Annotated in this window: 13 protein-coding genes; 2 read left to right on the forward strand and 11 right to left on the reverse strand. The window is 62.7% G+C overall.

What is annotated here, in order from left to right; translation table 11 throughout:
- Positions 1-5: 5 nt before the first annotated feature.
- The 6 genes from P9236_RS24660 to P9236_RS24685 are packed head-to-tail and all read right to left on the reverse strand — an operon-like array spanning position 6 to position 6,964.
- A complete protein-coding gene (locus P9236_RS24660; protein ID WP_278077219.1) occupies positions 6-425 on the reverse strand; it encodes a ribulose bisphosphate carboxylase small subunit in 420 nt (139 codons plus the stop codon).
- Positions 426-435: 10 nt separating this feature from the next.
- Positions 436-1,896 carry a form I ribulose bisphosphate carboxylase large subunit gene (locus P9236_RS24665; protein WP_278077220.1) on the reverse strand — a complete coding sequence of 487 codons (1,461 nt, stop codon included), beginning with the start codon at positions 1,894-1,896 and terminating at the stop codon, positions 436-438.
- A gap of 35 nt (positions 1,897-1,931) precedes the next feature.
- A complete protein-coding gene (gene fba / locus P9236_RS24670) occupies positions 1,932-3,008 on the reverse strand; it encodes a class II fructose-bisphosphate aldolase (RefSeq protein ID WP_278077222.1) in 1,077 nt (358 codons plus the stop codon).
- 11 nt (positions 3,009-3,019) lie between these two features.
- Entirely contained in the window at positions 3,020-5,026 is a 2,007-nt protein-coding gene (tkt, locus tag P9236_RS24675) for a transketolase (RefSeq protein ID WP_278077223.1), read from the reverse strand.
- Between the two features lie 10 nt (positions 5,027-5,036).
- Entirely contained in the window at positions 5,037-5,909 is an 873-nt protein-coding gene (locus P9236_RS24680) for a phosphoribulokinase (protein ID WP_278077224.1), read from the reverse strand.
- A 5-nt stretch (positions 5,910-5,914) separates the two neighbouring features.
- Positions 5,915-6,964, reverse strand: coding sequence for a class 1 fructose-bisphosphatase (locus P9236_RS24685; protein WP_278077225.1), 1,050 nt, complete (start codon positions 6,962-6,964; stop codon positions 5,915-5,917).
- A 120-nt stretch (positions 6,965-7,084) separates the two neighbouring features.
- On the opposite strand from P9236_RS24685, the gene P9236_RS24690 reads away from it, so the two are divergent.
- Positions 7,085-8,047 (forward strand): LysR family transcriptional regulator, encoded by a 963-nt coding sequence (locus P9236_RS24690; protein WP_278077226.1) that lies wholly within the window; start codon positions 7,085-7,087, stop codon positions 8,045-8,047.
- A gap of 256 nt (positions 8,048-8,303) precedes the next feature.
- A complete protein-coding gene (locus P9236_RS24695; RefSeq protein ID WP_125001907.1) occupies positions 8,304-8,504 on the forward strand; it encodes a hypothetical protein in 201 nt (66 codons plus the stop codon).
- 4 nt (positions 8,505-8,508) lie between these two features.
- Here the strand turns inward: P9236_RS24695 and P9236_RS24700 are convergent, their stop codons facing one another.
- From P9236_RS24700 to P9236_RS24720, 5 genes are all read right to left on the reverse strand, one after another.
- The gene (locus tag P9236_RS24700; RefSeq protein WP_278077227.1) at positions 8,509-9,138 is read right to left on the reverse strand and encodes a hypothetical protein; all 630 of its coding nucleotides are present in this window, start codon (positions 9,136-9,138) and stop codon (positions 8,509-8,511) included.
- Positions 9,138-9,998, reverse strand: a complete 861-nt coding sequence (locus P9236_RS24705) for an ABC transporter permease (RefSeq protein ID WP_278077241.1) — start codon at positions 9,996-9,998, stop codon at positions 9,138-9,140. The genes P9236_RS24700 and P9236_RS24705 overlap by 1 nt, the downstream gene beginning before the upstream one ends.
- An 11-nt stretch (positions 9,999-10,009) precedes the next feature.
- Positions 10,010-10,798, reverse strand: a complete 789-nt coding sequence (locus P9236_RS24710) for an ATP-binding cassette domain-containing protein (protein ID WP_278077228.1) — start codon at positions 10,796-10,798, stop codon at positions 10,010-10,012.
- A gap of 77 nt (positions 10,799-10,875) precedes the next feature.
- Positions 10,876-11,847 carry a PQQ-dependent catabolism-associated beta-propeller protein gene (locus P9236_RS24715; RefSeq protein WP_347405208.1) on the reverse strand — a complete coding sequence of 324 codons (972 nt, stop codon included), beginning with the start codon at positions 11,845-11,847 and terminating at the stop codon, positions 10,876-10,878.
- A gap of 19 nt (positions 11,848-11,866) precedes the next feature.
- Positions 11,867-13,114 (reverse strand): ABC transporter substrate-binding protein, encoded by a 1,248-nt coding sequence (locus tag P9236_RS24720; RefSeq protein ID WP_278077229.1) that lies wholly within the window; start codon positions 13,112-13,114, stop codon positions 11,867-11,869.
- Between the last annotated feature and the right edge of the window lie 457 nt (positions 13,115-13,571).

The following is a 13,571-nucleotide window of genomic DNA, read 5'->3' on the forward strand; positions in this document are numbered from 1 at the left end:
GATGATCAGCCGTACCTCGTTCCAGCCGGCTTGTCGGCGGCGTAGGGCTTGGTGGTGTAGCGGATCATACGGCCCGCGGCTTCCTGCCGCTCGAGCCGATAGCCGGGTTCCTCGGCCGGACGGTTGACGATGAAGGAGAGCTTCACCGATTCCCAGCCATGCGAGGAATCGAAGGCGACGACGCGGATATAGCGATTGCCGTAGAGCTTGCGGCATGCGTTTAGCTCCATCATCAGCGCCGCCGCGTCGGGATTGTCGAACATCGGGTGCCCCCACATCTCCCAGTAGGTGTTGCGCGGGTGAGGGTCGTCGGTGACCTCGAGGCTAATAGCCCATTTGTTGTCGATGCAATACTGCACCTGCGCGCGGATTTGGTCGTCGGTCAGGTCGGGCAGGAAGGAAAAGGCCCCTTGAGTGATACGCATGACGGTTCTCCTATTCGGCTGCCGTTGCCACGGGGAGGAAGTCCGGCGTGTCGGTCGAGGCATAGTTGAAGGTCACGTCCTTCCAGGTCTCGAGCGCCTGTTTCAGCGGCAGACAGTTCCTGGCCGCGTTCTCCAGGATCTGCGGTCCTTCCCGCACATAGTCGCGGCCCTCGTTGCGGGCGAGGATCATGCATTCGAGGGCAACGCGATTGGCGGTGGCACCGGCTGCGATGCCCATCGGATGGCCGATTGTGCCGCCGCCGAACTGGAGCACGACGTCTTCGCCGAGTAGGTCGATGAGCTGATGCATCTGGCCGGCATGGATGCCGCCCGACGCCACCGGCATCAGCTTGTTGAGCGATGCCCAGTGCTGGTCGAAGAAGATGCCGTTCTCCAGCTTCATCGGGTTATGGTCCTCGCGGCAGATGTCGTAGTAGCCCCTTGTCGTCGCCGGATCGCCTTCCAGCTTGCCGACCACGGTGCCGGCATGGATGTGATCGACGCCGGCCAGCCGCATCCATTTGGCGATGACGCGGAACGACACGCCGTGGCTCTTCTGGCGCGTGTAGGTCGAATGGCCGGCGCGATGCAGGTGCAGGATCATGTCGTTCCTGCGCGCCCACCTCGCCATCGATTGGATCGCCGTGTAGCCGATCACGAGGTCGATCATGACGATGTTGGAGCCGAGTTCCTTGGCGAAGTCGGCGCGCTCGTACATGTCCTCCATGGTGGCTGCGGTGACGTTGAGATAGGTGCCCTTGATCTCGCCCGTCTCGGCCTGCGCCTTGTTGACCGCCTCCATGCAGTAGAGAAAACGCTCGCGCCAATGCATGAAGGGCTGCGAGTTGATGTTCTCGTCGTCCTTGGTGAAATCGAGCCCGCCCTTCAGCGCCTCATAGACGACACGGCCGTAATTGCGGCCGGAAAGGCCGAGCTTCGGCTTGACGGTGGCGCCGAGCAGCGGGCGGCCGAACTTGTCGAGGCGCTCGCGCTCGACGACGATGCCGGTCGCCGGGCCCTGGAAGGTCTTCACATAGGCGACGGGAAAACGCATGTCTTCCAGCCGCAATGCCTTCAACGGCTTGAAACCGAAGACGTTGCCGATGATCGATGCCGAAAGATTGGCGATGGAACCCGGCTCGAACAGGTCGAGGTCGTAGGCGATATAGGCGAAATACTGTCCGGGCGCGTTCGGCACGGGGTCGACCCGATAGGCCTTGGCGCGGTATTTCTCGCTCGCCGTCAGCCGGTCGGTCCAGACCACCGTCCAGGTCGCGGTCGAGGATTCGCCGGCGACGGCTGCGGCGGCCTCGATCGGATCGACGCCGTCCTGCGGTGTGATGCGGAACACCGAGATTATGTCGGTATCCTTGGGCTCGTAGTCGGGCTCCCAATAGCCCATCTTCTTGTATTCCATGACACCGGATCTGTAGCGATCCTTGCCGGTCACGGTTTCGGATTTGTTGGGCATGACGCTGGTCCTTTCCCTTGTTGGCGGACCGCCGCTCAGGCGGCTTTTGCGGTTGCGATTTGCGGGTCGAGTTTTCCCGCGGCGTAACGTTTCGCCATCTCGTCCATGGCGATGACCTTGATCTTCGAGGCGTTGCCGGCGGTGCCGAAGCGTTCGAAACGATCACGGCAAAGGTCGCGCAAGGCGTCCATGGCGGGCTTCAGAAATTTGCGCGGATCGAATTCGCGCGGATCCTGCGTCGCGACGCGGCGGAACTGTCCGGCCATGGCCATGCGGCAATCGGTGTCGATGTTGACCTTGCGCACGCCGTGGCGGATGCCGCGCTCGATCTCCTCGACAGGAACGCCGAAGGTCTGGGGCATCTCGCCGCCATACTTGTTGATGATGTCCTGCAGTTCCTGCGGCACGGAGGACGAACCGTGCATGACCAGATGCGTGTTCGGCAGCTTCTCGTGGATCGCCTCGATCACCTGCATGGCCAGGATGTCGCCGTCCGGCTTGCGCGTGAACTTGTAGGCACCGTGGGAGCCGCAGGCGATCGCCAGCGCATCGACGCGGGTGGCGAGCACGAAGTCGACCGCCTGATCGGGATCGGTCAAGAGCTGGTCGTGCGACAGCGCGCCTTCCGCGCCGTGGCCGTCCTCGGCCTCGCCCTGGCCGGTTTCCAACGAGCCAAGCACGCCTAGCTCGCCTTCGACGGAAGCGCCGACCCAATGCGCCATGCGTGCGACGCGTTCGGTGACGGCGACGTTGTAGTCGTATGGGGCCGGGGTCTTGGCGTCCGCCATCAAAGACCCGTCCATCATCACCGAGGTGAAGCCGTGGCGGATCGCCGAAAGGCAGGTGGCTTCGCTGTTGCCGTGATCCTGATGGATGCACAGCGGAATGGCAGGATGCATCTCGGTCAGCGCCTCCATCATCTTGGCCAGCATGATGTCGTTGGCGTAGGAGCGGGCGCCGCGCGAGGCCTGGATGATCACCGGCGCGTCGCAAGCGCTCGCCGCCTCCATGATGGCGAGGCCCTGCTCCATGTTGTTGATGTTGAATGCCGGCACGCCATAACCGTGCTCGGCGGCATGGTCGAGAAGCTGGCGAAGGGTGATGCGGGCCATTGTCGGTCCTCCTAGACGATGAGCCTCAGCGCCGCTGCGGCGACAGCTTCGGGCGTGATGTCGAAATGCCGGTAGAGGTCCGGCGCGGGAGCGCTGGCGCCGAAGCCGGTCATGCCGACAAAAGCGCCCGTGTCGCCGATCCAGCGGTCCCAGCCGAGGCGGGCGGCCGCCTCCACGGCGACGCGCGGCGCGGAGCCGAGAACGGACTTGCGGTAGTCCCCATCCTGTTCCTCGAACAGTTCCCAGCACGGCATCGAGACGACCGCGGCGGCGATGCCGTGTTCGGTCTCCAGCCGTTCGGCGGCGGCAACGGCGATCTCGACCTCCGAACCGGTGGCGACCAGCGTCGCGGCTCGGTGCGCGGATGGTTCGCGCAAGACGTAGGCGCCCCGGCCGGATCGGTTTTCGTCGCTGTGTGCCTGGCGCAGCATCGGCAGGTTCTGGCGCGAGAGCACCAGCACACTCGGCCGGGTCTCGCTCTTCAGCGCCAGTTCCCAGCACTCCGCCGTTTCGACAATGTCGGCCGGACGGAAGACGTTGAGGTTCGGTGTCGCTCGCAGCATCGCCAGGTGCTCGATCGGCTGATGGGTCGGGCCGTCCTCGCCGAGGCCGATGGAATCATGCGTCATCACATAGACGACACGCTGGCCCATCAGCGCCGAGAGCCGCATCGCGCCGCGCGCATAGTCGGCGAAGCACAGAAAGGTGCCGCCGTAGGGCACGAGCCCGCCATGCAGCGCGATGCCGTTCATGGCCGCGGCCATGCCGTGCTCACGAATGCCGTAGTGAATGTAGCGGCCCGCGTAACCACCCGGCACGATGCGATCCATACCCTTGGTGATCGTCAGATTCGAATGCGTAAGATCGGCGGAGCCGCCGACCGTCAGGTCGGTTGCGCCGTTGATCGCGGCAAGCGCCATTTCGGAGGCCTTGCGCGTTGCAACCTTGGTCGCCTTCTCGACATGCTCCTTACGGAAGGCGCCAAGGGTCTCGAACACGGCATCGGGCAATTTGCCGCCGATCGCGCGCTCGAAGGCTTCGCGCCGCGGCGAGGCGGCAAGCCGCTGGTCCCAGGCGCGCCGCGCCGCTTGCCCGCGCTCGGCAATCTCGCGCCATGTGGAAAGGATATCGTCCGGCACCTCGAACGGTGCGTAGGCCCAGCCGATGTTTTGCCGCGTCGCGGCAATCTCCGCATCGCCCAGCGGCGCGCCATGCGTCTTTTCCGACCCGCCCAGATTGGGCGCACCCTTGCCGATCACCGTGCGGCAGGCGATCAGAGATGGCCGATCCGACTGCCGCGCGGTCTCGATTGCCGCGGCGACGGCCTCCATATCGTGGCCGTCCACCGACTGGACAAGCCATCCCGCTGCTTTGAACCGGGTTGGCTGATCCATCGATGTCGACAGCGAGGTCGGTCCGTCAATGGAGATCGCGTTGTCGTCCCAAAGCACGATCAGGCGGGAGAGCTTGAGGTGACCTGCGAGGTCGATCGCCTCGTGGCTGATGCCTTCCTGCAGGCAGCCGTCGCCGGCGATCACGTAGGTGTAGTGGTCGACGAGATCGGCGCCGTGGCGGGCAGCAAGCATGCGCTCCGCCAGCGCCATGCCGACAGCGGTCGAAATGCCTTGTCCGAGCGGACCGGTCGTCGTCTCGATGCCAAGCGCGTGGCCATGCTCGGGATGTCCGGCGGTACGGCTGCCCAGTTGACGGAACCGCTGCAATTCCTCGATCGGCATGTCTTCGTAGCCGAGCAGGTAATGCAGCGCATATTGCAGCATCGAGCCGTGCCCGGCCGAAAGCACGAAGCGGTCGCGATCTGGCCAGTCCGGCGCTGTCGGGTCGATATTGATGAAGCGGCCGAACAGTACCGTCGCGACGTCGGCCATGCCCATCGGCATGCCCGGATGTCCGGAGTTGGCCTTCTGCACGCTGTCCATGGCCAACGCGCGGATGGCGTTCGCCATGTCGCGCTCGGAGACGGCGGCGGCGACGGATTTCAATGCTGCCAGGCTGGTCATGGCGTCCTCCTCACGACACACGTTTCTTGCGTTCGATCAATTGCAGGATGAGCGGCGTCAGGATCAGCTGCATGGCAAGGTCGAGCTTGTTGCCCGGCACCACTATGGAATTCGGCCGCGACATGAAGGAGTCGTGGATCATGGAAAGCAGGTAAGGGAAATCGATGCCGCGAGGATTGGCGAAGCGGATGACCAGCATCGATTCGTCGGGGGTCGGAATCCAGCGTGCGATGAACGGGTTGGAGGTGTCGACGATCGGCACGCGCTGGAAGTTGATCGCGGTCTGCGAGAATTGCGGGACGATGAAGCGGACATAGTCCGGCATGCGGCGCAGGATCACGTCCATCACCGCCTCGGTGGAATAGCCGCGCGTTGCGCGGTCGCGATGGATCTTCTGGATCCATTCGAGATTTATGACCGGCACCACGCCGATCTTGAGGTCCGCATGCCTGGCCAGGTTGATCTTGTCGGTGACGACGCAGCCATGCAGGCCTTCGTAGAAGAGCAGGTCGCTGGGCGCGAATTCGCGCCAGTCGGTGAAATTCCCCGGCGGTGTGCCGGTGAGCTTCTCCTCGTCCTCGTCATGGACGTAGGTGCGGGTCCTTCCGGTCCCCCGGCGGCCATATTCCTCGAAAACCTCCTCGAGGATACCGAGCTCGTTGGCCTCGGCATGGAAGTGGGTGAAGTTCGGGTTGCCGGCCTTTTCCTGCGCGGCGACCTCTGCCTTCATGGCCATGCGGTCGTAGCGATGGAAGGCGTCGCCCTCGATGAAGGCGGCCTCGATGTTCTCGCGCCGGAAGATCAATTCGAAGATGCGCTTGACCGAGGTCGTGCCAGCGCCCGACGACCCGGTGATGGTGATGATGGGGTGCTTTGCCGACATGACGCTCAGGCCCTGAAAAGTCCGCGACGGCTGAACAGCGGCGCACGCTCGCCGATAGCGCTGGGCTCGGTGTGATAGCGGGCGATCCGCGCGACTTCCCGCGCGGATCCGAAGACCACGGGAATGCGCTGATGCAGGCTGTCGGGCTCGATTTCGAGGATGCGGGTAATCGTATCGGTCGCGGCACCGGCCGCCTGTTCGATCAGATAGGCAATCGGATTGGCCTCGTAGACGAGCCGAAGCCGGCCTTGGCGGTAGCCCCTGCGTTGGTCGCCGGGATACAGAAACACGCCGCCGCGCATCAATATGCGATAGCAGTCGGCGACAAGCGAGGCGATCCAGCGCATGTTGAAGTCCTTCTCCCGTGGGCCTTCGGTGCCTTCCAGGCAATCGTCGACATAGAGGCGCACGGCCTCGTCCCAGTGACGGTAATTGGCGGCGTTGATGGCGAATTCCTGGGTTCGCTCCGGGATGATCCGGCTTTCGTAGGCCTGGACGAAGGTGCCCAGCCTGGTCGAATGCACGAAGACATGCGTGCCGCTGCCGAGCGACAGAACGAGTGCCAGCTGCGGGCCGTAAATGAAGAACCCGGCGCCCAGCATGCTCACGCCTGCCTGCAAAAAGGAGGCGGCCGGATTGGCGTCCGGCGCGCCAGTTGCAGGGAGGAGCGAGAAGATCGTTCCGACCGACACGTTGGTGTCGATGTTGGAGGAGCCATCCAACGGGTCGATGGCGATGGCGAGGGGGGCTTGCCTGTCGAGCAGGACCGGCTGCTCCAGCTCCTCGGAGGCATAGAGCGCGACCGGAGCGTGACGCACGGCGTCGAGGAAAATGTCGTCGGCGAAGACGTCGAGATCCGTCTGGACATCGCCGTTGGGATTGGCGCCGCGTGTCCCGGCAAAAGCGGTGCCGAGCGCCCCTTGGTTAATGGTATTGCGGACCCTGGTGGCGGCCTGCGTGAGCTGACGGATGGTGGCAACGACCGTGGAGCGGCGTTCGTCCGGCGGGTCGCCGAGATAGGAGTTCAGAAAAGCGTCGAGTGTTGGCGCCGGCATCGTAACCTCCCGGTCCGGCGGTATCTCCTCGAGGCCGGATGGAGAGATGAAACCAAACGATGCGCACTAAGTAAAATTCAATAACTTTACTCAGGCAATAAAAATAATTTAGTATGTCGCATGAGAAACCTCACGCTCAAGCAATTCAAGACCGTTCAGGCAATCGTCAGCCACGGGAAAATCGTCAGCGCTGCCAAGGTGTTAGGCCTTTCTCCCCCAGCGGTGACGATCCAGTTGCGACAGGTGGAGGAGGAGTTCCAGCTGGCCTTGTTCGACCGGACGTCGGACGGCATGCGTCCCACCGCCGCAGGGCTGGCCTTCGTCGAAGCGGCGCAGGCTATCGAGGAGCGGCTTCGTCTGCTCGATGACGAGATGGACGCCATCAAGGGCGTGCGCACCGGCAGCCTGAGGCTCGGCGTCGTTTCCACCGCCAAATATTTCGCGCCGCGGCTCATGGCCGGCTTCATGAAGGAGCATCCCGACATCGACATGCGGCTTGCCATCGGCAATCGCGCCGAAACGATCGATAGCCTGAAGAACCACGACATCGACATCGCGCTGATGGGCCGTCCGCCCAAGGAAGTTTCGGTGCGCGCTTCGGTCTTCGGCGATCACCCGCTGGTCATCATCGCGCCGCCGGAACACCCGCTGGCGTCGGCACGCGACATTTCCAAGGAAAGGATCGCCGAGGAGCATTTCATCATTCGCGAGCCGGGCTCGGGCACCCGCATCTCGCTGGAGATATTCCTGAGCGACGTGCCCGGCCGGATCGACGATCTCGGCGTCGAGATGGGCTCGAACGAGACGATCAAGCAGGCGGTGATGGCAGGTCTCGGCATCGCCTTCATCTCCGCCCACACCATTGCCGCGGAAACGGAAGCGGGCCGGCTCGTCATTCTCGACGTGGTCGGCATGCCGATCCGTCGCCAATGGTTTTCGGTGATGCGTACCGATCACGTGATCTCGCCGGCGATGGCGACCTTCAACGATTTCCTGATGCGCAAGGGCGCAACGTATCTGCCCCTGTTCGGCAAACTATATCCGCACGCCGAAGCGAATGAAGCAGCACCGAGGCAAAAATGAGAGCGCCTGGAAAGCGGCCAGAGAGTGAAGCGCCAGACATACCGGCCGAAGAAATCATGCGAAAAAAAGCCGACAAGGGCGTGGAAAACGCACCGCCATCGATGGCGGTTGGTTGGCTCGCATGGTAATGTTGCAGTGCGAAAGGGCAGGGGCACGCGCTTTCATACTCGCAAACAAGACGGATGGGCAGCCAACCCTGCATGCAAATCGCTATGCGTCCCGGGCGTGGGGTTCGGGAATCGAAGGGGAAGGGGCAATGCTTTATACAATCGTGATGATGGTCTGCATGACGGCGGTGCCGCAGACTTGCGAGCAACGCGAGGAAATGGCGGACGGCCTAGCCATGAATCCCGGGGTGGCCTTCATGCAGGCGCAGCCGCTGGTCGCCCATTGGCTGGAGACACATCCTGGCTATTTCGTGCAGCGCTGGCGTGTGCTGCCCGGCCGGGGAACCTGACGGACTATTTCTTCGGGGCAAGCGTTTCCGAGACAGTCTTGGACAGCTGATAAAGCCGCTGCTCGATTATCGTCGGCACATCGCAGACGTAAGTCAGCGATTGCGCACGCTCGTTGAAGATTCGTGTCGCGAAATTCAGCTGGTCCGTCCGTCGCTCGACCTCGTCCTGATCCGCGTCGGGTTTTGCACGCAACGCATCGACATCGGACGTTTCCTTGCGCAATTCGGCGGCCATTTCGAGTTGCCTGTGGGCGTAGCGGGATATGCCGGAAATCACATGCGAACGCTCGGCGTCCATGTGGTCGAACATGCCCTGCTCGAGCATCGCCATTTTCGGCGCAAGCTGCCCGGCCGGCAGCGAGGCCGCGAAATCCCTGATCTTCTTCTGTGCGTCTGCAATCGGCAGCCTGCGAGCCGCCACCTCCTCGACCAAGGCGGAGACCGAAGGGTCCTCCGACCAGTCCTTCGCCGCTGCCGGGATATCCGGCCCGTTCCAAACCTGGCCAAGCGAAAGTTGAGGCACCTTGCGCTGCACGCAGGGCCAGTCCGGATCGGTATTCGCGGCGGTGGCGCCGGCGCTCGGTACGAGCATGGCAGCCGCAACCAGGCTGCAAACAAGCCTCATCCGTTCCATCAACCGTTTCCTCCCGTGCCTTGTTTGCGGGTTATCAGGCCGCGCGAAGGGTCGTAAGCGATGATGGCACCTCCCAGGAACAGCAGCGTGCAGCCGGCCACGACGCCCAACGACACCCAGTCGACCTGCCCGTAGAAGGCGAAGCGGATCAGTTCGACGGCGTAGGTGAAGGGGTTGGCGAGGCAGAGCTTGTAGAGAAGCGGGCTCGCTTCCTGGATGCGCCACAAAGGATAGAGCGCAGGAGAAGCGAAATAGCCGGGAAAGATGACGAAGTTCATGATGCCGGCGAAGTTTTCGAGCTGCTTGATCATCGAGGACAAAAGCATGCCGAGCGCACAAAGCATCATGCCCGACAGGAACAGGGCCGGCAGCACGAACAAATAGCCGAGCGGCGGCGCCTTCACGCCCCAGAACCAGGCAACGATCAGAAACGCGTAAACCTGCGCGATCGATACCGAAACACCGGCGAGCATCTTCGACAGCAGCAGGTACCAGCGGGGAAATGGGCTGACCAGCAGGATGCGCATATTGCCCATCTCGCGGTCGTAGACCATCGACAGTGAAGACTGCATGCCCGAGAACAGCAGGATCATGCCGCATAAGCCTGGCGTGATGTAGACCTCATAGAGCACGTAGGTCTTGTAGGGCGGGATGATCGAAACGCCGAGCACCTGCCGGAATCCGGCGGCGAAGATGAACAGCCAGACGAGCGGTCGAACCAGCGATGAGATGAAACGCTCGCGCTGGTGCAGGAAGCGCAGGCATTCCCGTACGACGATACCTTTGAGGCAGATGAGATAGTGACGAAGGCCGAACGCGCCGGACGCCGCCGGCGGGGCGGCGGCGACCTTTTCCGGCATTGCGGAAGCGCTCATGGCGAGATCTCCGCGATGCCGGCTGCTTGGCTGCGGCTGAGCCTCGAAAAGGCGTCGCTGATCGAACCGGCGCCACTTGCCTCGACGACGTCGGCCACCTTGCCTTTGGCGACAAGGTCACCCTGACGCAGCACGACGACATGGTCGCCGTCATCGACCTCATCGATCAGATGGGTGGCCCAAAGCACGCCGATGCCCTCGGTTTCGACCAGCTTGCGGATGGTAGCGAGAATGCCCGCGCGCGACTGGATGTCGAGACCGACCGTCGCCTCGTCGAGCAGCAGCAGGGAAGGGCGGTGGAGCAGCGCCCTGGCGATCTCGATGCGCCGCATCTGGCCGCCGGAAAGGCTGCGAGCCTTGTCATTCTGGCGGCTCTCCATGTCGACTGTTTCGAGCAGCGCGGCAATGCGCTGTCGGGCTTCGTGCCTACCGATGCCGTGCAGCGAAGCGTGATAGGAGAGGTTCTGGTACACGCTCAGATCGAGATCGAGCGTGCGTGCCTGGAACACGATGCCTACACGTCTGAGCGCCTCGCCGGAAGCACGGCTGACGTCATGGCCGAAGATGCGGATCGATCCCCGGCGCGTATCGTAAAGGTGGCTGATCAGCGAGAACAGAGTTGTCTTGCCGGCACCGTTGAGACCGAGGAGCGCGGTAAAGGTCGCCGGCGCGATCGAAAACGAGACGTCGTTGAGCGCTCGCTTCGGACCATAGGAATGACTGACACCGGTGACGTCGAGCGCCGCCACCTCATCTTCCGCTTTCCTCGTCCTCGCGTGCTGCATGGATGGTTCTCTTCGGATGCTTATCTAGCGCGCTCGCCGCCTTTGGCCTTGGTTGCAGGCCCAGTCTTACGGCTGCTTCATTGGGGCGATATGACCACGCCCCAGGGCTGCTGGCCGACGGTGACCGACTGAACCGGCTCGTCGGTCGCCGTGTCGATGAAAGTGATGTCGTTGGAATTGCCGTTCGTGGTGATCAGCGTTTTCTGATCGGGGGTGAAGTCCAGATGCCATACGCGCTGGCCGACGAGGATGTACTTTTCCACCTCGTAGCTTTCCGTGTTGATCACCGCGACATGGTTCGCCGGGCCGAGCGCGACATAGGCCCTCCTGCCGTCGGCGCTGATGGCGATGCCTACCGGCTGAATGGTTTCGGCCCTTAATCCCGGAATCGCGAACTTGATCTTCTTTACCACCGCGCGCTTGGCGTTATCGATGACGCTGACGGTGCCGCCGACCTCGGCGCTGACCCAGACCTGCGATCCGTCGGGCTTGAACGCAGCGAAGCGCGGGCGTGTGTCGACCAGCACATTGTCGGTTACGTCGTGGCTCTCGGTGTCGATGAAATGCGCCATGCTGGTGGTCTCCGAGGTGTTGACCATGGTCTTGCCGTCTGGGCTGACGGCCATGCCTTCCGGTTCGACGCCGACCGGAATCTCGGTCTTGACTTCCTTGCTGTCGACGTCGATCGCGGTGACCAGATTGTCGTTTTCGTTGGCGACGTAGAGCGTCTTACCGTCGGGCGAAAGCACGAACAATTCAGGATCGTCGCCGGAGGGCAGCGTGCCGACGACCTCAAGCGTTGCGGTGTCGATGATCTGGATCGTATTGTCGTCGCTGGCGCACAAATAGATGAACTTGCCGTCGTGCGATATGGTGATGCCGCGCGGCCTCTGGCCGACGTCGACGGTCTTGACCACCTGCATGGTCGCCGTGTCGACGACGGTCATCGTATTGTCCTTCTCATTGGAGACATAGGCCGTGTAGGCCGATGCGGGGCCGGCCATGATGCCGGTTGCGACAATGGCGAGTACCCAAGCTCGTCCCTGCACGAATTCCTCCCGATTGGCGCTACTTGAGAACGCATTTCGTTTCTGGTTGATCGATGCCGAGGGTGTCGAGCTCGGAGACCTGGTGGAGATAACCTTCCTGGGGAGATGTCGAAACGACCGATTTGGTATCGCCTAGCAGGATCGGCTGGCGCAGCTGGAGGTTCCATTTGCGGAAGGTCAGCTTCTGTCCCTTGAAGGCGGCGACCGAGAAATCGTCCGAGCGGATGTAATCGCTGATCTTTTTCGGATCGTCGCCATTGGTGCGCGTGGTGGCTTCGCCGACGGCCCGCACGGCCGTCCAGGCCGACATGTCCTTGGACAGCATTCGCCGGCCTGTCGTCTTCAGGAAGCGGCTCTGCATCTGGATGCCGCCCCACTGCTCACTCGCGGGGTGCCATGACGATGCCACGAGACCGGCCGTGCCTGCGACCAGCCGCGACGTCCAGGTGCGGTAGGGCACGTAGGTCCCGAACACCTCGCTTTCATCGGCCACAAGCAGCACGTCATGCTCCGGCAGGTCTTGCGTGAATACCGAAATCTGCTGCTGTATCTGCGTGGCGCCGGTATCGGTGCGGCGCGCCGTGCCGGTGTCCTTGAATTCCTTCTCCGCCACGATCTGGCCGCCGAAGCGGGTTGCCGCGCGGCGCAACGCGTCCGCATAGAGGTGGTCCTCATCATGCGAACCGTAGAGCAGCGCCCAGTTCGGCCATTTCTTGACCATGAGGTACTGCGCCAGCGCGTCGGCGAGCATGCTTCGCGTTGGCGCGATGTGGAAGACATTTATGCGGCAGTTCTCTTCGCGCAGGCTGTCGTCGGTGGCGCCGATGTTGAAGATCAGCACCCCCTTGTCGCGCGCGATGTCGGCGATCGACAGCAACTGCTTGGCCGAGAGGTCCGCGACCACATAGCGGTCGCCTTTGGCGATCAGGTCGTCGAATGCCTGGACCGCATCGGCTTCCGGCTTTATCTCGGCGACGTCGAGGCTAAATTTCTGCTTGATGAACTTGCCCGTCGTATTGTTGTCGCCGATGGCGACATTGGCGCCGGCGACCCCTTCGTCACGCGGCGGCACGTCGAGCAGGGAAAGCGTCAGCCGCGGCGCGTAGGCCCGCAAATAGCCGATCTTGATTTCGGTTGTCTGTCCTTGCAGCTTGATCGCTCCGGCCGGCTGCACGGTCGGTTGCTGGGCGAACGCACCCGGAGCTCCAGCGGTCAGGGACAGAAAGCACAAAAGGGCCGCCAAGGTGCCCGGCACCGCGCTTGTCATCGACAGAATTACCCATTCTTGCGCTTGAGCCCGATCGTTGCCGGACCGGCGCAAAGTCAAGGTGCCCCGAGGTGAGCTTAGTGAACCCGCGGGATTTATCAACCTCGCGAGCAGAGCGTCACGGCTCTGCTTTAGTCCTATTCCCAGGCGAGGAGGTCGGACGTTACGGCTCGCCGGAACTGACGGGAAATTTCCGAATCGATCCTTGGGATCGGCACCGCATCCACAACGCAGCTGCCTCGATGCGGGTGAGGGAGGGGGACCTTGGTAGAATAGACTTATGAGGTGGATCGTTCGATTATTGCGACCTCACGGCAACCAGGAAACGGAATTTTTTGTTGCAAGGCAGGCCTCAAGCCCGCCGGGACAGGAAATTCTTCGACTGCCTTGGGAGGAATGCCTGATGAAAACGCGAGCCGCAGTTGCCGTTGGTGCTGGAAAGCCGCTTGAGATCATG

It is taken from the genome of Mesorhizobium sp. WSM4884, from assembly GCF_029625675.1.
Taxonomy (GTDB): domain Bacteria; phylum Pseudomonadota; class Alphaproteobacteria; order Rhizobiales; family Rhizobiaceae; genus Mesorhizobium.